The 16097-nt window shown below is 63.1% G+C and carries 17 protein-coding genes; 5 read left to right on the top strand and 12 right to left on the bottom strand.

The window, feature by feature from the left end; translation table 11 throughout:
• Window positions 1-8 precede the first annotated feature (8 nt).
• From rodA to J3P96_RS03750, 6 genes are all read right to left on the bottom strand, one after another.
• Complete coding sequence (gene rodA / locus J3P96_RS03775) at window positions 9-1112, bottom strand: rod shape-determining protein RodA (RefSeq protein ID WP_305501174.1); 1104 nt, start codon at window positions 1110-1112, stop codon at window positions 9-11.
• A gap of 31 nt (window positions 1113-1143) precedes the next feature.
• Window positions 1144-3039, bottom strand: coding sequence for a penicillin-binding protein 2 (gene mrdA, locus J3P96_RS03770; protein WP_305498579.1), 1896 nt, complete (start codon window positions 3037-3039; stop codon window positions 1144-1146).
• Window positions 3040-3049: 10 nt separating this feature from the next.
• A complete protein-coding gene (gene rlmH / locus J3P96_RS03765) occupies window positions 3050-3517 on the bottom strand; it encodes a 23S rRNA (pseudouridine(1915)-N(3))-methyltransferase RlmH (protein ID WP_226303388.1) in 468 nt (155 codons plus the stop codon).
• A 9-nt stretch (window positions 3518-3526) separates the two neighbouring features.
• Window positions 3527-4021 carry a ribosome silencing factor gene (rsfS, locus tag J3P96_RS03760; protein WP_434571605.1) on the bottom strand — a complete coding sequence of 165 codons (495 nt, stop codon included), beginning with the start codon at window positions 4019-4021 and terminating at the stop codon, window positions 3527-3529.
• A gap of 72 nt (window positions 4022-4093) precedes the next feature.
• Complete coding sequence (gene nadD, locus J3P96_RS03755; RefSeq protein WP_434574088.1) at window positions 4094-4765, bottom strand: nicotinate-nucleotide adenylyltransferase; 672 nt, start codon at window positions 4763-4765, stop codon at window positions 4094-4096.
• Between the two features lie 28 nt (window positions 4766-4793).
• A complete protein-coding gene (locus tag J3P96_RS03750) occupies window positions 4794-6065 on the bottom strand; it encodes a glutamate-5-semialdehyde dehydrogenase (protein WP_434655428.1) in 1272 nt (423 codons plus the stop codon).
• Between the two features lie 198 nt (window positions 6066-6263).
• Here J3P96_RS03750 and J3P96_RS03745 point away from each other — a divergent pair, with 198 nt between their 5' ends.
• Both J3P96_RS03745 and J3P96_RS03740 read left to right on the top strand, forming a co-directional pair.
• Window positions 6264-6944, top strand: coding sequence for a DNA-3-methyladenine glycosylase (locus J3P96_RS03745; protein ID WP_434655426.1), 681 nt, complete (start codon window positions 6264-6266; stop codon window positions 6942-6944).
• 278 nt (window positions 6945-7222) lie between these two features.
• On the top strand, window positions 7223-8539 hold the full coding sequence (locus tag J3P96_RS03740; protein WP_434655424.1) for a bifunctional DedA family/phosphatase PAP2 family protein: 1317 nt from the start codon (window positions 7223-7225) through the stop codon (window positions 8537-8539).
• A gap of 141 nt (window positions 8540-8680) precedes the next feature.
• Here J3P96_RS03740 and J3P96_RS03735 read toward each other — a convergent pair whose 3' ends face one another.
• The 3 genes from J3P96_RS03735 to J3P96_RS03725 are packed head-to-tail and all read right to left on the bottom strand — an operon-like array spanning window position 8681 to window position 10360.
• Window positions 8681-9271, bottom strand: a complete 591-nt coding sequence (locus tag J3P96_RS03735) for an LON peptidase substrate-binding domain-containing protein (protein ID WP_434655422.1) — start codon at window positions 9269-9271, stop codon at window positions 8681-8683.
• A gap of 10 nt (window positions 9272-9281) precedes the next feature.
• Complete coding sequence (locus J3P96_RS03730; protein WP_305498569.1) at window positions 9282-9998, bottom strand: LrgB family protein; 717 nt, start codon at window positions 9996-9998, stop codon at window positions 9282-9284.
• Window positions 9995-10360, bottom strand: coding sequence for a CidA/LrgA family protein (locus J3P96_RS03725; RefSeq protein WP_434571594.1), 366 nt, complete (start codon window positions 10358-10360; stop codon window positions 9995-9997). The genes J3P96_RS03730 and J3P96_RS03725 overlap by 4 nt, the downstream gene beginning before the upstream one ends.
• A gap of 188 nt (window positions 10361-10548) precedes the next feature.
• Here J3P96_RS03725 and J3P96_RS03720 point away from each other — a divergent pair, with 188 nt between their 5' ends.
• The 3 genes from J3P96_RS03720 (at window position 10549) to J3P96_RS03710 (ending at window position 13485) form a co-directional block, all read left to right on the top strand.
• Window positions 10549-11004 (top strand): MaoC family dehydratase, encoded by a 456-nt coding sequence (locus tag J3P96_RS03720; RefSeq protein WP_434655420.1) that lies wholly within the window; start codon window positions 10549-10551, stop codon window positions 11002-11004.
• 93 nt (window positions 11005-11097) lie between these two features.
• Entirely contained in the window at window positions 11098-12816 is a 1719-nt protein-coding gene (locus J3P96_RS03715) for a C13 family peptidase (RefSeq protein WP_434655418.1), read from the top strand.
• A 27-nt stretch (window positions 12817-12843) separates the two neighbouring features.
• Window positions 12844-13485 carry an oxidoreductase gene (locus J3P96_RS03710; protein ID WP_434655417.1) on the top strand — a complete coding sequence of 214 codons (642 nt, stop codon included), beginning with the start codon at window positions 12844-12846 and terminating at the stop codon, window positions 13483-13485.
• A gap of 138 nt (window positions 13486-13623) precedes the next feature.
• On the opposite strand, the gene J3P96_RS03705 is transcribed toward J3P96_RS03710, so the two are convergent.
• The 3 genes from J3P96_RS03705 to mpl are packed head-to-tail and all read right to left on the bottom strand — an operon-like array spanning window position 13624 to window position 15894.
• Window positions 13624-13908, bottom strand: coding sequence for a YceK/YidQ family lipoprotein (locus J3P96_RS03705; RefSeq protein WP_434571586.1), 285 nt, complete (start codon window positions 13906-13908; stop codon window positions 13624-13626).
• Window positions 13901-14548: a flavin prenyltransferase UbiX gene (gene ubiX / locus J3P96_RS03700; protein ID WP_305498563.1), complete on the bottom strand. Its 648-nt coding sequence runs from the start codon at window positions 14546-14548 to the stop codon at window positions 13901-13903. Before ubiX ends, J3P96_RS03705 begins: the two co-directional genes overlap by 8 nt.
• Entirely contained in the window at window positions 14545-15894 is a 1350-nt protein-coding gene (gene mpl / locus J3P96_RS03695) for a UDP-N-acetylmuramate:L-alanyl-gamma-D-glutamyl-meso-diaminopimelate ligase (protein ID WP_434655415.1), read from the bottom strand. The genes ubiX and mpl overlap by 4 nt, the downstream gene beginning before the upstream one ends.
• Between the last annotated feature and the right edge of the window lie 203 nt (window positions 15895-16097).

Genomic DNA, 16097 nt, shown 5'->3' with positions numbered 1-16097 from the left:
CACCTTATTCAAACCTGCGCGATCCACTTGCGATGCGTATGGATCGACATCAAAACCCCAAACGCTGACAGTAGCGTCACCAGCGAAGTTCCTCCGTAGCTAATGAACGGCAACGGCACCCCCACCACCGGCAGCAGGCCACTGACCATACCGATGTTGACGAAAACATAAACAAAAAACGTCATGGTCAGGCTGCCCGCCAGCAACTTGCCGAACAGCGTCTGGGCCTGGGCGGTAATCACCAGCCCGCGCCCGATCAACAGCAGATAGATCAGCAACAGCACGCAAATGCCCACCAGGCCGAACTCCTCGCCCATCACAGCGATGATGAAGTCGGTGTGGCTTTCCGGCAAAAAGTCCAGGTGCGACTGGGTGCCCATCAGCCAGCCTTTGCCGAACACCCCGCCGGAACCGATGGCGGCCTTGGACTGGATAATGTTCCAGCCGGTGCCCAGCGGATCGCTTTCCGGGTCGAGGAAGGTCAGTACCCGCTGCTTCTGGTAGTCGTGCATCACGAAATACCACATGGCCACCGACACCGGCACGGCGGCGGCGATCACGCTGAGGATCCAGCGCCAGCGCAACCCGCCCATGAACAGCACGAACGCACCCCCGGCGAGGATCAGCAGCGAGGTGCCGAGGTCCGGCTGGCGGACGATGAGAATGAACGGAATGCCGATCAGCAACAGACTGATACACACATGCTTGAGCTGCGGCGGCAAGGACCGCTTGGACAGGTACCAGGCAATGGTCGCCGGCATGATGATCTTGAGAAATTCCGAAGGCTGGAAGCGGATCACCCCGGGGATGTTGATCCAGCGGGTGGCGCCCATGGCGTTGTGGCCCATGATGTCGACCACTACCAGCAAACCCACGCCGACCACGTAGGCCAGCGGCACCCAGCGCGCCATGAACCGTGGTTCGAGCTGGGCGATGACGATCATCGACACCAGGCCGATGCCGAACGAGGTGGCCTGCTTCGCCAGCAGGTCCCAGCTCTTGCCACTGGCCGAATACAGCACGAACAGGCTGCCGGCGGCCAGCGTCAGCAACAGGATCAGCAACGGACCGTCAATGTGCATGCGCTGCAGCAAGGTGGCGCGACGGCGCATCACATCTTCGCTGGAGAGGATACGGTCGAAATTATTCTTCACGGGCCGTAGCCTCCGCGCTGATGGGGCTTGCGAATTCGGGCTTGAGCTGGCCGTGCTCATCCAGCAGCCAGGCGTCCATGATCTGGCGCACCACCGGCGCGGCGACGCCGGAGCCGGATTCACCGTTCTCGACCATCACCGACACGACGATCTTCGGGTTCTCGGCGGGCGCGAAGCCAACGAACAAGGCGTGGTCGCGATGGCGTTCCTGGACCTTGGAGCGGTCGTACTTCTCGCCCTGCTTGATCGCTACCACCTGGGCGGTACCGCTCTTGCCGGCAATGCGGTATTGCGCACCGATGGCCGCCTTGCGCGCGGTACCCCGGGCGCCGTGCATGACCTGCTGCATGCCGTTGTTGACCTTCTGCCAGTCCGACGGGTTGCGCAGGATGATGTCCGGCATCGGGTCCGGGTCCACCGGTTTCTGGCCTTCGATGGTCTTCGCCAGGTGCGGCCGATACCATTTGCCTTTGCTCGCCACCAGCGCCGTGGCCTGGGCCAGTTGCAGCGGCGTGGCCTGCATGTAGCCCTGGCCGATCCCCAGGATCAGCGTTTCGCCGGGGAACCAGGCCTGGCGGCGGGTCGCCCGCTTCCATTCCCGGGACGGCATCAGGCCCGGGGACTCTTCGAACATGTCCAGGGAGACTTTCTGACCAAGGCCGAACTTGTTCATGTAGGACGACAACCGATCGATCCCCAGCTTGTGGGCCAAGTCATAGAAGTAGGTGTCGTTGGACCGCATGATCGCCGCTTCCAGGTCCACGTAGCCGTCTCCGGTGCGGTTCCAGTTACGGTACTTGTGGTCGTAGTTGGGCAATTGGTAATAACCCGGGTCATAGACCCGGCTCGACGCGGTCACCACTCCGGCATCCAGCCCGGCAATCGCCACGGCCGGCTTGATGGTCGAACCTGGCGGATAAAGGCCACGCAGCACGCGGTTGAACAACGGCCGGTCGATGGAATCGCGCAGCTCGGCGTAGGCCTTGAAGCTGATGCCGGTGACGAACAGGTTCGGGTCGAAACTCGGCTGGCTGACCATCGCCAGGACTTCGCCGGTGTTCGGGTCCAGCGCAACCACCGCGCCACGTCGTCCACCCAGCGCCGCTTCGGCGGCTTCCTGCAACTTGATGTCGAGGCTCAGGACGATGTCCTTGCCTGGAATCGGGTCGGTACGCTTGAGCACGCGCAGCACGCGGCCGCGAGCGTTGGTCTCGACCTCCTCGTAGCCGACCTGGCCGTGCAGCTCGGCCTCGTAGAAGCGCTCGATGCCGGTCTTGCCGATATGGTGGGTGCCGCTGTAGTTGACCGGGTCGAGGGTCTTGAGCTCTTTTTCGTTGATTCGCCCCATGTAGCCGACCGAGTGGGCGAAGTGCGGTCCCTGGGGATAATGCCGCACCAGCTGCGCCACCACCTCGACGCCCGGCAGGCGGAACTGGTTAACCGCGATCAGGGCGATCTGTTCTTCGGTCAGCTCGAACATGATCGGCACCGGCTCGAAGGGGCGCCGGCCCTGGCGCATGCGCTTCTCGAAGATCGCCCGGTCCTCGGGGGTCAGTTGCAGCACTTCGACGATCACGTCGAGGACTTTCTGCCAGTCACCGGACCGCTCGCGGGTCATGCTCAGGCTGAAGCTCGGCCGGTTATCGGCCACCACCACGCCATTGCGGTCGAAAATCAGCCCGCGGGTCGGCGGGATCGGCTGCACATGCACGCGGTTACTTTCCGACAGGGTCGAGTGGTACTCGTACTGGATCACCTGGAGGAAATACAGCCGCGCGATCAGCACGCCGATCAGCGTGACCACGGTAATGGCGCCGAACACGACGCGGCCCCGCACCAGGCGGGCGTCTTTTTCGTGGTCCTTGATGCGGATCGGCTGAGGCATGAGGGCAGGATTACTTGTGATAAGGGTGCCCGGACAGGACTGTCCAGGCACGATACAACTGTTCACCGATCAGGATCCGCACCAGCGGATGCGGCAACGTCAGGGGCGACAACGACCAGCGTTGATCGGCACGGGCGCAGACTTCCGGCGCCAGCCCCTCCGGACCGCCGACCATGAAATTGACCGTGCGCGAATCCAGCCGCCAGCGATCGAGCTCCACCGCCAGTTGCTCGGTACTCCAGGGCTTGCCATGAACTTCGAGTGTGACGATGCGCTCGTTCGGCCCGACCTTGGCCAGCATGGCTTCACCTTCCTGGCGGATAAAGCGCGCCACGTCGGCGTTCTTGCCGCGGGTATTGAGCGGAATTTCCACCAGTTCCAAAGCCAGCTCGGACGGAAGACGCTTGGCATATTCATGCCAGCCTTCTTCCACCCACCTGGGCATGCGAGAACCGACGGCGATCAGGCGCAGTCGCACAGCGATCCCTTATTGCTGGTCTTTGTTGAGCTTGGTGAAGTGCTCATGGGTGTTTTCCGGGCTGTGGTGCGCGGCGCTGGCCGAACGGCTCTGCTCGGCACCGGCCCACAGGCGCTCCAGGTCATAGAACTGGCGCGCCGAGGCGGTCATCATGTGCACGATGACGTCGTCCATGTCCAGCAGGACCCAGTCGCTGTCGCCCTTGCCTTCTTCGCCCAACGGCTTGACGCCCTGGGCCTTCACCGCTTCGCGGACCTTGTCGAGCATCGCGCCGATCTGGCGGTTCGAAGTACCGGTGGCGATGATCATGTAGTCGGTGATGCTCTGCTTTTCGCGAACGTCGATCACCTGGATGTCCTGGGCCTTGACGTCTTCCAGGGCCGCCACGGCCACCTTGACCAGTTCTTCACCGACCAGCGCCACGCCGGTTGGCGCTTCTACCGGCAGCGGGGCGCTCTTGAAAGTGCCCTTGCGCTTTACTTTGTTCAGGTCTTTGTCAGTCATATAAAACTCGTTTTGCTCGTATGTTCGGGCGCTTCGGTACACGTTGATTCGTGTCGGCGGAGCACGCCTTGTTCAGTTCGACGCACGGTACAGACCGTGCGCATCGATGTAGGCCAGGACCGCGTCGGGCACCAGGAAACGTACCGACTTACCGCTGGCCAGCAGTTGACGGATCTGGGTGGCGGATACCGCGAGCGGCGTCTGCCAGACGAATGCAATCTGTCCGCTCGGCCCCTTGAGGGCCAGCGGGTCGCTCACCGAGCGCGCCGCCAGCAGGTTGCGCAAGGCATCCGGCGGTTCGCTGTCGGCATCCGGGCGTTGCAGCACCAGGATGTGGCAATGCTGGAGCAACTCTTCCCAGCGGTGCCAAGTGGGCAGGCCGCAAAATGCGTCCCAGCCCAGAAGCAGGAAAACCTGGGCATCGGCGGCCAGCTCGGCGCGCATCAGCTCCAGGGTATCAATGGTGTAGGACGGTTTGTCCCGCTGCAATTCGCGGGCGTCCACCACCAACGGCGCCACACCGGCCACCGCGCACTCGACCATCGCCAGGCGATCCTGCGCCGACACCTGCGGCGTATCCCGATGAGGTGGCCGGGCGCTGGGCGTCAGGCGCAGCTCATCGAGGGCCAGGGCATCGGCGACTTCCAGCGCACCGCGCAAATGGCCGATGTGCACCGGGTCGAACGTACCGCCCAGGATACCGATGCGCTTTGGCGCGGTCGCCGTCACAGCGGGCGTAGTCATGGAGGCCAGTGGGTCGAGGTCGCCCAAGTCAGGCTGGCTCCTGTCCGCGCAACTGGCCGTCGCCGACCACGATGTACTTCTCGCAGGTCAGGCCTTCCAGGCCCACCGGGCCACGGGCGTGCAGCTTATCAGTAGAAATGCCGATCTCGGCACCCAATCCGTATTCGAAGCCGTCGGCAAAACAGGTCGGGGTGTTGATCATCACCGAGGCCGAGTCCACTTCAGCCACGAAGCGCCGGGTTTCGCCCTGGTGCTCGCTGACGATGGAATCGGTGTGGTGGGAACCGTGGCGATTGATGTGCTCGATGGCCTGGTCCAGCCCGTCCACCACGCGGATCGACAGGATCGGCGCGAGGTATTCGGTGTTCCAGTCCTCTGGCGTGGCGACTGCGGCCTCGATGATCGCCCGGGTGCGCTCGCAGCCACGCAGCTCGACGCCTTTTTCGCGGAACTGGGCCGCCATCGATGGCAGGAAATCCCCGGCAACGGCCTGGTCCACCAGCAGGGTCTCCATCGCGCCGCAGATGCCATAACGGTAGGTCTTGGCATTGAAGGCGATGCGCTGGGCCTTGGGCAATTCGGCGTGAGCGCTGACGTAGACATGGCAGATGCCGTCCAGGTGCTTGATCACCGGTACGCGGGCGTCGCGGCTGACTCGTTCGATCAGGCCCTTGCCGCCACGCGGGACGATGACGTCGACGAACTCGGGCATGGTGATCAACGCGCCGACCGCGGCGCGATCAGTGGTTTCCACCACTTGCACGACCGCCGCCGGCAGGTTGGCTTCGGCCAGCCCGCGCTGGATGCAGGCGGCAATCGCACGGTTCGAATGGATCGCCTCGGAACCGCCGCGCAGGATGGTCGCGTTACCCGACTTCAGGCACAGGCTCGCGGCGTCGATGGTCACGTTCGGCCGCGACTCGTAGATGATCCCGACCACACCCAGCGGCACGCGCATCTTGCCGACCTGGATACCCGATGGCCGATAGCTCATGTCGCGGATCGCCCCGACCGGGTCCGGCAGAGCCGCCACCTGACGCAGACCGACGATCATGCCGTCGATGCGTGCCGGAGTCAGCGCCAGGCGTTCGAGCATGGCCGGCTCGAGCCCATTGGCCCGGCCGGCGGCCAGGTCCAGTTCGTTGGCGGCGGACAGCTCGGCGCGCGCAGCGTCCAGCGCATTGGCGGCGGCCTGCAGGGCGCGGTTTTTCTGCGCGGTGCTGGCACGACCGATGATGCGCGACGCTTCGCGGGCGGCGCGACCCAGGCGGGTCATGTAGTCAAGAACGGACTCAGTCATGGTCTGTGTGGTCTTGGCAAAGAGGAAAGCGGCAGATTATAGCTGTCGTAACCCGCGACTAACAGCATGGACTGACAGCGGTGACCGGCGGAGAAGCAAAACCGGCATGAATCGCTAGTGTTTCCGTGAATGTTCAGCGGTAATTAAGCTTTCCATTGTTATCATCTCGCTACTTTTGGCCCTGTTCCGTCCATGACCATGACCGATTCGCCTCCGATGCCCACTGCTTTGCCACACGCTTTTTTTGACCGCGACGCCCAGGAGCTTGCCAAGGATCTGCTGGGCAAGGTGATTCGCCACAAGGTTGGCGACCTGTGGCTGAGCGCGAGGATCATCGAGACCGAAGCGTATTACTTCGCCGAAAAGGGCAGCCACTCCTCGTTGGGCTACACGGAAAAGCGTAAGGCTTTGTTTCTGGATGGTGGCCACATCTATATGTACTACGCGCGGGGCGGCGATTCTCTGAATTTCAGCGCCCAAGGCCCGGGCAATGCCGTATTGATCAAATCGGCGTATCCCTGGGTGGACGCCATAAGCGGCCCGGCAAGCCTGGCGCAGATGTTGTTGAACAACCCCGATGCCCAAGACCGGCCACGCACGCCGCAGAAACTTTGTGCCGGACAGACCTTGCTGTGCAAGGCGCTGGGCCTGAAAGTGCCGGACTGGGACGCCAGACGCTTCGATCCTGAACGGCTGCTGGTGGAGGATGTGGGGGTGCCGACGGTCAATGTGATCCAGACCACTCGCCTGGGCATCCCGCTGGGGCGAGATGAGCACCTGCTTTACCGCTTCGTCGACGCCGCCTATGCGCCATGGTGCACCCGCAACCCGTTGCGACGCGGGCAGGTCGAGGGACGGGATTATTTTCTGCTTTCGTGAATCGAAAATTGCCCTGTGGGAGCGAGCCTGCTCGCGAAGAGGACAGTCCTGCACCATTGATGTTGACTGATACGCCGCCATCGCGAGCAAGCTCGCTCCCACATTGGATTTCCTGTGGACGCAGATTTTGGCTACACCCGGAATTACCCTGTGGAAGCGAGCTTGCTCGCGATGGCGTCAGGCTTGTGAAGTGAAGGCTGGCTGACACGCCGCTTTCGCGAGCAGGCTCGCTCCCACAGTAAAAACATGCGGTTTGAACAATAAATGGAGTTGTCCTTATGGGCCCTTGGCTCGATAGTATTACCGGCTGGCTGACCGTCAACCCGCAATGGCTGGCGGTGGCGGTGTTTGTCGTTGCTTGTATTGAATGCCTGGCCATCGCCGGGTTGATCGTGCCGGGCACCGTGCTGTTATTCGCGATTGCGGTGCTGGCCGGCAGCGGCGCCTTGTCCTTGGGCGAGACATTGCTGCTGGGCCTTTTGGGGGGACTGCTGGGGGATCTGGTGTCCTATTTCCTCGGCCGGCATTTCCACCAGAACATCCGGCGCCTGCCGGGGCTGCGGCAACATCCGGAATGGATGAGCGCGGCCGAGAGCTACTTCCAGCGCTATGGCATCGCCAGCCTGCTGGTGGGGCGGTTTATCGGGCCGTTGAGGCCGATGCTGCCGATGGTAGCCGGGATGTGCGACATGCCGTTCCCACGCTTCGCCGCCGTCAGCGTGCTCGCCGCGGCGGGCTGGACCGTAGCCTACCTGCTGCCGGGCTGGGCCACCGGCGCGGCGTTCCGCCTGCCGTTGCCCGAAGGTTTCTGGCCGCAGGCCGGCGTGGTCATCGGCAGCATCGCCGTGATGCTCGGGCTGAGTGTCAATAGCAGCCTGCGTCGTCATCGCCATGCCTCAGCGATCATCGCAAGTGTCGGCCTGGCGATCCTGATCGGCCTGTTTGTCGGCTTTCGTTACCTCACAGCCTTCGACCAGGGCCTGATCGCCCTGGTGCAGGAGCATCGCAGCGCGACCCTGGACGAGATCGCCGTGACGTTCACGCTGATCGGTGAATTCCGCTACATGTTGATCGTCTGCAGCCTGGTGACCGTGTTGCTGCTGCTTGCACGACAATGGCGGCAGGCAATCTTTGCCGGCGGCACGATGCTGCTCACGGCCCTGGCCAACACTGGATTGAAACTGTTTTTCGCCCGCGTGCGCCCTGAGATCCTCAGCGAACCCTTGACCAGCTACAGCATGCCCAGCGGCCACGCCTCCGGCGCTTTCGCCCTGTTCCTGAGCCTGGCGATACTGGCCGGTCGCGGCCAACCACCGCGCCTGCGCCTGACCTGGCTACTGCTCGGCTCGTTGCCGGCGCTGGCGATTGCGTTGTCGCGGGTGTACCTCGGCGCCCACTGGCCGAGCGACATTGTTGCCGGGGCCGTGCTCGCCGCCACGGTCTGCGCCACTGTCCTGTGGCTGAGCCAGCGCCAGGAACCGTTGCGCGCCATGTCGCCGAAAGTCTGGTGGCTGGTCCTGCCGGCGCTGGCGGCGGCGTTCAGCTTCTTCGCCCTGCGGCACCTTCCGCATGCGATGTTGCGGTATGCCTACTAAAGCGCAGGCGCCGCCCCCCTGTGGGAGCGAGCCTGCTCGCGAAAGCGGAGTTTCATTCAGCACATCTGCCAGCTGATCCACCGCCTTCGCGAGCAGGCTCGCTCCCACAGAGGTCCGCATTGATCTGACGGTATCAGCACCTTAGGCAAACAGCTCACCCTGCAACTCATCCAGCAAGGCCTGGATCGCATCCAGGCGCTGCTGCGGGTCGTCGAGCTGCAGCAGGTCGATCTTGTCCAGTTCGTTGAATGGCAGCAAATAGGCCAGTTGATTGGCCAGTGACTGCTGACCGGTAGCCTCGGTGCCCATGTTCAGCGCCTCGACCATCGGGTGTTCCGCCAGGGCCCTGAGCAGCGCCACCAGGTCAGCATCCTCGTCCTGCAGCGGTTGCTCCGGCTCGTCTTCCAGCCACTCGATTTCAGCGACAGTCAGTTGATCCGGCTGGACACTGCTGGCATGCACGATGAAGCGCCGGCCGCCTTGCACACGAATCCCCAGCAGGCCGTTGTCCTGTTGGGAGAAGTCGGTAATCAGCGCCTCGCAGCCCACCCGGGCATAACCGTCGGGCGCGATACCGACCTCTTCGCCGTCAAAGATGCAGACCACCCCGAAGCCTTCGCCTTTTTTCATGCAGCGCCCGATCATATCGAGGTAACGCGCCTCGAATATCTGCAGGTCGAGGATGCAACCGGGAAACAGCACGGTGTTCAATGGGAAAAGCGGCAAGCTCATAACCTGTTCCTTAGACCGTCATCGACACCACCAGCGGCAGCAGCACCGCCGTGGCCACGCCCATCAGACTCATCGCCAGCGCCGCGAAGGCACCGGACTCCTCGCTTTCCTGCAAGGCCACCGACGTACCCACCGCATGGGCAGTCAGCCCCAGGGCGATGCCCCGGGCCTCAGGGCTATGGACACCGAGCCGGGTCAGAATACTCGGGCCGAGGATCGCGCCGAGCACCCCGGTGATCAGCACGAACACCGCTGCCATCGCCGCAACGCCGCCGATCTGCTCGGCCACCAGCATGGCGATCGGCGAGGTGACCGATTTCGGCGCCATGGTCATCAGAATCATGTGCTCGGCGCCAAAAGCCCATCCCAGCACCACCGCTGAGCCGGTGGCAAACACCCCGCCTATCACCAGCGTAGTAAAAATCGGCCAGAACAATTGCCGGATTCGCCGCAGGTTCAGGTACAACGGCACCGCCAGCGCCACGGTGGCCGGGCCCAGCAGGATGCTGAGAATCTCGGTGCTTTTGCGATATTCCGCGTAGCTGATGCCGCAGCCGACCAGCACGACAATCAACAGCACCATCGACATCAATACCGGCTGCAGGAACACCCAACGGGTCTTTTCGTACGCCGCCAGCACTAACTGGTAGGCGCCCAAGGTAATGCCGATGCCGAACAGTGGATGGTGAATCACCGACGTCCAGGCCCCCTGCCAATCGAACATCATCGAGCATCCTCCGGCTCGACGATATGGCGCCGGGCCAAACGTTGCATCAGCACGCCCGTCAGCGCCACGGAGAGCACCAGCGACAACACCAGCGCGCCAACGATGGCCCAGAAATCGGCAGCGATCGCCCGGGCATAGACCATCACCCCCACCGCCGGCGGCACCAGCAGCAACGGCAGATAACGCAGCAGGCTGCTGGCGGCAAGGTTCAACGGCTCGCTGACTTCGCCACGGGCGATCAGATAGCCCAGCAACAGCAGCAGCCCGATGATCGGCCCCGGCAGAATTGGCAGGAACAAATGATTGATGGCGGTGCCCAGCAATTGGAACAGCACCAGCCAGGTCAGGCCCCGTAGCAACATCCGTTCTCTCCCCTGTAACACGTGTTCAAGCATGCGCGCGCATTATAAACACGCCCGCGCTATGGGTCGGCATTCGTAAAAAGCATGGTCGATGACCTGCCCCGCCGGTCATGTTGATCTACAGTGGTTTGCGGGGACCCAGATCCCCGTTCCAGAAAAAATAGAACAGATGACCCAGGAGAGTCTCAATGCCCTACGTTCCCGTTGCAGAGCTCAAGGATTATGTCGGCAAGGAACTTGGATACTCCGACTGGCTGACCATCGACCAGGAGCGTATCGACCTGTTCGCCGAAGCCACCGGCGACTTCCAGTTCATCCACGTCGATCCGGTCAAGGCCGCGCAGACCCCGTTCGGCAGCACGATTGCCCACGGGTTCCTGTCGCTGTCGCTGATGCCCAAGTTGATGGAAGACATCCTGCTCCTTCCTGAGGGGGTGAAGATGGTGATCAACTACGGGCTGGACAGCGTGCGCTTCATCCAGCCAGTGAAGGTCGATTCCAAGGTCCGGCTCAAGGTCGACCTGGTGGACGTTACCGAGAAGAAACCTGGCCAATGGCTGCTCAAGGCCACCGCCACCCTGGAAATCGAAGGCTCGGAAAAACCGGCCTACATCGCCGAGCCGCTGTCACTCTGCTTCGTATAGGCCCTTGCGGTCGCGAAACCGCTCATGCAGTTTCGCATCGCTTCAACGCGCATAGCTGCGGCATACTCGTCGCCTGATTACCTGGATCCCGTTATGCGCGCACTTGTACCCCTGACCCTGACCCTCCTGCTCACCGCCTGCGGAAACGGCGAATCACCGCTGCCCCCAGACGCACGCCTACCCGATGGCGGACGCTATCGCGGCGATCTGGTAGACGGGCTGTTGCAGGGCCAGGGACGCATCGACTATCCCAACGGCAGCTGGTACGCCGGGCAGTTCGACAAGGGCCAGTGGCACGGCACCGGGGAATGGCATGGCAGCAATGGCGAGGTCTATCGCGGCCAGTTCCAGCATGGCCTGTTCCACGGCCAGGGCAGCCTGACCACACCGACCAGCAGCTACACCGGCGGTTTCAAGTTGGGCCGGCGGGACGGTGAAGGCACGCTCAAGGAAAACGGCGTGACCTACCGGGGCGAGTTCAAGGCCGACCGCTACTCCGGTCTCGGCCGCCTGGAACTCGACGACGGCAGCCAGTACCAAGGCCCGTTCGTCAACGGCAAGCCCAACGGCGAAGGCCAGCGCTTCGACGCCAGCGGCAACCAGTTCACCGGCCATTTCGTCGACGGCCAGCTCCAGGGCAAGGGCACGTTCAACAGCGCCGAAGGCGACGTCTACATCGGCGGCTTCAGGAATAACCAGCTCAACGGCCGCGGTCGCTACGAAAACGCCGATGGCGATGTCTGGATTGGCCAGTTCAAGGACGGTGCGCTGACCGGCAAGGGTGAACTGATCGGAGCCGATGGCAGCCACTACCGCGGGCGCTTCAATGACTGGCGCTTCACCGGCGAAGGTCGCCTGAACCTGCCCGACGGCAGCTTCTACATCGGCCAGTTCGAAGGCGACAGCTACCACGGGCGCGGCACGCTGGTGCTGACCGACGGCACCGTACAGAGCGGCACCTGGGCCAACGGCCAACGAATACGTGACGCCGACGGCAGGCTGTTGCCCGATGTGCTCGAACTCGGCCTGCTGGCCCAGGGTCGCCTGCTGGACGAGGCCCTCGCCAACATCCCGGCCTCGACGTCGGCGGTGGAACTGTACAGCCTGACCCTGGGCGGCGATGGCAAGCAAAGCGTGTTCCTGCGTGAGTCCGACTATGTCGCCAACATGCTCGCCAGCCGTTTTGGCGCATTCGGCCAGATTCGCCTGGTGAACCATCGCGATCACCTCGGCGACCGGCCCATGGCCACTCGCGAAAACCTGCGCCGTGCCGCCGCCACGCTGGCCGAACGCAGCGGCCCGGAAGACCTGGTGTTTATCTACCTGACCAGCCACGGCAGCAGCGAACATGAACTGGTACTCGACCAGCCGCGCATGGAACTGGCCGACCTGCCCGCCGACGAGTTGGCCGCGGTGCTGGCGCCGCTGAAGAATCGCGACAAGATCATCGTGATCTCGGCCTGTTATTCCGGCGGTTTCATCCCCGCGCTCAAGGACGAACGGACCCTGGTCATGACCGCCTCCCGGGCCGACCGAGTGTCTTTCGGCTGCTCCGAGGAGGCCAACTTCACCTACTTCGGCGATGCCTTGTTCGCCCAGGCGCTGAACCAGACCGACGATCTGGAACAAGCCTTCAAGCGGGCCAAGGGCATCGTTGCCGAACGGGAGCAGGCGGACAATTTCGAAGCGTCCGAACCACAGATGTGGGCGCCCCGGACCGTGCTTTCTCACTGGCAGCTGTTGCGCAAGCAACAGGCGCGAAAAGCATTGCAAAGTGCTGCGTTGAACGACGAGGCTAAAAAGAGCAACTAAGCTGAACCGTATCAAGGGGGAAACACTATGTACTTGACGCCTCAGCATGTTTTGCTCGCCGGCGCGACCGGATTGACCGGGGAACATCTACTGGACCGGCTGCTGAACGAGCCGACCATCACGCGGGTACTGGCGCCTTCCCGCCGGCCATTGGCCGAGCACCCGCATCTGGAAAACCCGGTTGGGGAACCGGCCGAACTGCTGCCACGGCTTGGCGGCCAGGTCGACATCGCCTTCTGCTGCCTCGGCACGACCATCAAGAAAGCCGGCTCCGAATCGGCCTTCCGCGCGGTGGACCTGGATCTGGTGGTGACCTTCGCCAAACGCGCGCGTGAATTGGGCGCACGGCACCTGGTGGTGATCAGCGCCCTCGGGGCCGACCCGAAATCTTCGATTTTCTACAACCGGGTCAAGGGTGAAATGGAAGCTGCGCTCCGCGCGCAGGATTGGCCGCAACTGACCATCTGCCGACCTTCGTTGCTGTTGGGCGACCGGGTTGAACCCCGCCTGGCCGAGCAATTGGCCGGCCCGTTGTCCAAGCTGATCCCAGGCAAATACCACGGCATCGAAGCCTGCCAACTGGCCCGGGCCATGTGGCGACTTGCGCTGGAGGAGCAGGATGGGGTGCGGGTAGTGGAGTCGGATGAGTTGCGCAAGCTGGGCAAATGATCATGTGGTGCCTGGCCGGGCGCCTTCGCGAGCAGGCTCGCTCCCACAAGGATCGCATTCAACTCGGCCCTGTGGGAGCGAGCCTGCTCGCGAAGGGCGCAGCACCGATCCAAAGCCAGGTATTCATCGTGGTGTCTATTACATCCCACCGGTCGCTTGAAACCCCACGCCAATCACCGTCAGCAACGACAACGGCAACAACAACGTATCCAGCAGCGCACTCCCCGGCAAATCGAGACCCGGATAGCTCGGCGCCTCGGCGCCAAAACGGTCCTTGGCGCAGCAACCGCCGTTGAGCGCGTACATGTCCAGCCGCGTCCCCGCATACACCACCGGCGCTCCCGGCTTGGCGGCGTCAAGGGTGCGCGCGGTGGCACAGCCAGTCAGCTGCAGGACCAGCAACACCGCCAGCAGCTTATTCATCGCTGCCCGGATGATGCTCGCCCCAACGTGGCAACATGTCTTGCGGCAGGTTCAGCAAGTTGAGGATCCGCGCGACCACAAAATCGATCAGGTCGTCAATGGTCTGCGGCTGATGGTAGAAGCCCGGCGAGGCCGGCAGGATGGTTACGCCCATGTTCGACAGCTTGAGCATGTGCTCCAGGTGAATGCTCGAATACGGCGCTTCCCGCGGCACCAGGATCAACTGACGGCGCTCCTTGAGCGTGACGTCCGCCGCCCGCTCGATCAGGTTGTTGCAGGCCCCGGTGGCGATCGCCGACAGCGTACCGGTGGAACACGGCACCACGACCATCGCCGCCGGCGCGCCGGAGCCCGAAGCCACCGGTGACATCCAGTCTTCCTTGCCATACACACGAATCTGCCCTGCCGCCGCACCGGTGTACTCGGTGAGAAAGGCCTGCATCATCTGCGTCTTGGGTGGCAACGTCACGTCGGTCTCGGTGGCCATCACCAACTGAGCGGCCTTGGAGATGAGGAAGTGCACCTCGCGATCCTCACGCACCAGGCAATCGAGCAGGCGCAAGCCGTACTGGGCGCCGGAAGCGCCGGTCATTGCCAGCGTGATGCGTTCGGGGCCGTTGCTCTCCAAGCGAGTATTCATTTCAGTGCCTCGGCGAGTTTGCCGTGCAGGCCGCCGAAGCCGCCATTGCTCATGATCACCACATGGGTGCCGGGCTGGGCCTGGCTCTTCACGCGCTCGATGATGCCCTCCAGGGAATCGCTGACAATCGACGGCACCGTGCACAGCGCAGCCGTGGCGCCGAGGTCCCAACCGAGGTTGGCCGGCGCGTACCAGATCACCTGGTCGGCATCGACCACGCTTTCCGGCAGGCCGTCGCGGTGAGCGCCGAGTTTCATGGAATTGGAGCGCGGCTCGATGATCGCAATCAGCGGCGCATCGCCGATGCGCTTGCGCAGACCGTCGAGGGTGGTGGCAATGGCGGTCGGATGGTGGGCGAAGTCGTCATAAATGGTGATGCCGTTCACCTCGGCGACTTTTTCCATCCGCCGTTTCACACTCTTGAACGCACTCAACGCGGCGATGCCCATGGGCGGCACCACCCCGACGTGCCGGGCCGCCGCCAGCGTCGCCAAGGCGTTGGCCACGTTGTGCTGGCCGGTCATGTCCCATTCGACCACGCCTTGGGACTGTCCTTCGAACATGACTTCGAACGCCGAACCGTCATCCTTGAGCAGCTTGACCTGCCACTGACCGCCCGCACCGGTGGTCTGCACCGGGGTCCAGCAGCCCATTTCAATGACCCGCTGCAAGGCCGGCTCGGTGGTCGGATGGATAACCAGGCCTTCACTTGGGATGGTCCGCACCAAATGGTGGAATTGGCGCTCGATGGCCGGCAGATCGGGGAAGATGTCAGCGTGGTCGAACTCAAGGTTATTGAGGATCGCCGTGCGCGGACGGTAGTGGACGAATTTCGAGCGTTTATCGAAAAACGCGCTGTCGTACTCATCGGCCTCGATCACGAAGAATGGCGTGCCACCGAGGCGCGCCGACACCGAAAAATTCTGCGGCACGCCACCGATCAGGAAACCCGGGCTCATGCCCGCATGTTCCAGCACCCAGGCGAGCATACTGCTGGTGGTCGTCTTGCCGTGAGTGCCGGCGACGGCCAGGACCCAACGGCCCTGCAGCACATGATCGGCCAGCCATTGCGGCCCCGACACGTACGGCAAGCCTTTGTTGAGCACGTATTCCACCGCCGGGTTGCCACGGGACATGGCGTTGCCGATAACCACCAGGTCCGGCGCCGGGTCCAGTTGCGCCGGGTCGTAACCTTGGGTCAGCTCAATGCCCTGAGCCTCCAGCTGTGTGCTCATCGGCGGGTAGACGTTGGCGTCGGAACCGGTCACATGATGGCCCAGTTCCTTGGCCAGGACCGCCATCGAACCCATGAAAGTGCCGCAAATACCGAGAATATGGATGTGCATAGTCGACCTCGTAAAACATGGCCGCAGGTTAGCGTAGGGAGGGGGAAATCGCACCTTGTGTTTCGAACTTATCCGCGCCAGAACACCGCAGATTCCTGCTGGAGCACAGGTTTTTGTGGCGAGGGAGCTTGCTCCCGCTGGGCTGCAAAGCAGCCCCCAAGCTTCCTTCACTCTGAAACCAAAGGCGACTGCTGCGCAGCCGA

This window comes from Pseudomonas sp. R3-56 (genome assembly GCF_051132075.1).
GTDB lineage: Bacteria > Pseudomonadota > Gammaproteobacteria > Pseudomonadales > Pseudomonadaceae > Aquipseudomonas.
Note: the sequence above shows the minus strand (reverse complement) of the source record. Positions and strands in the feature narration are given on the sequence as shown.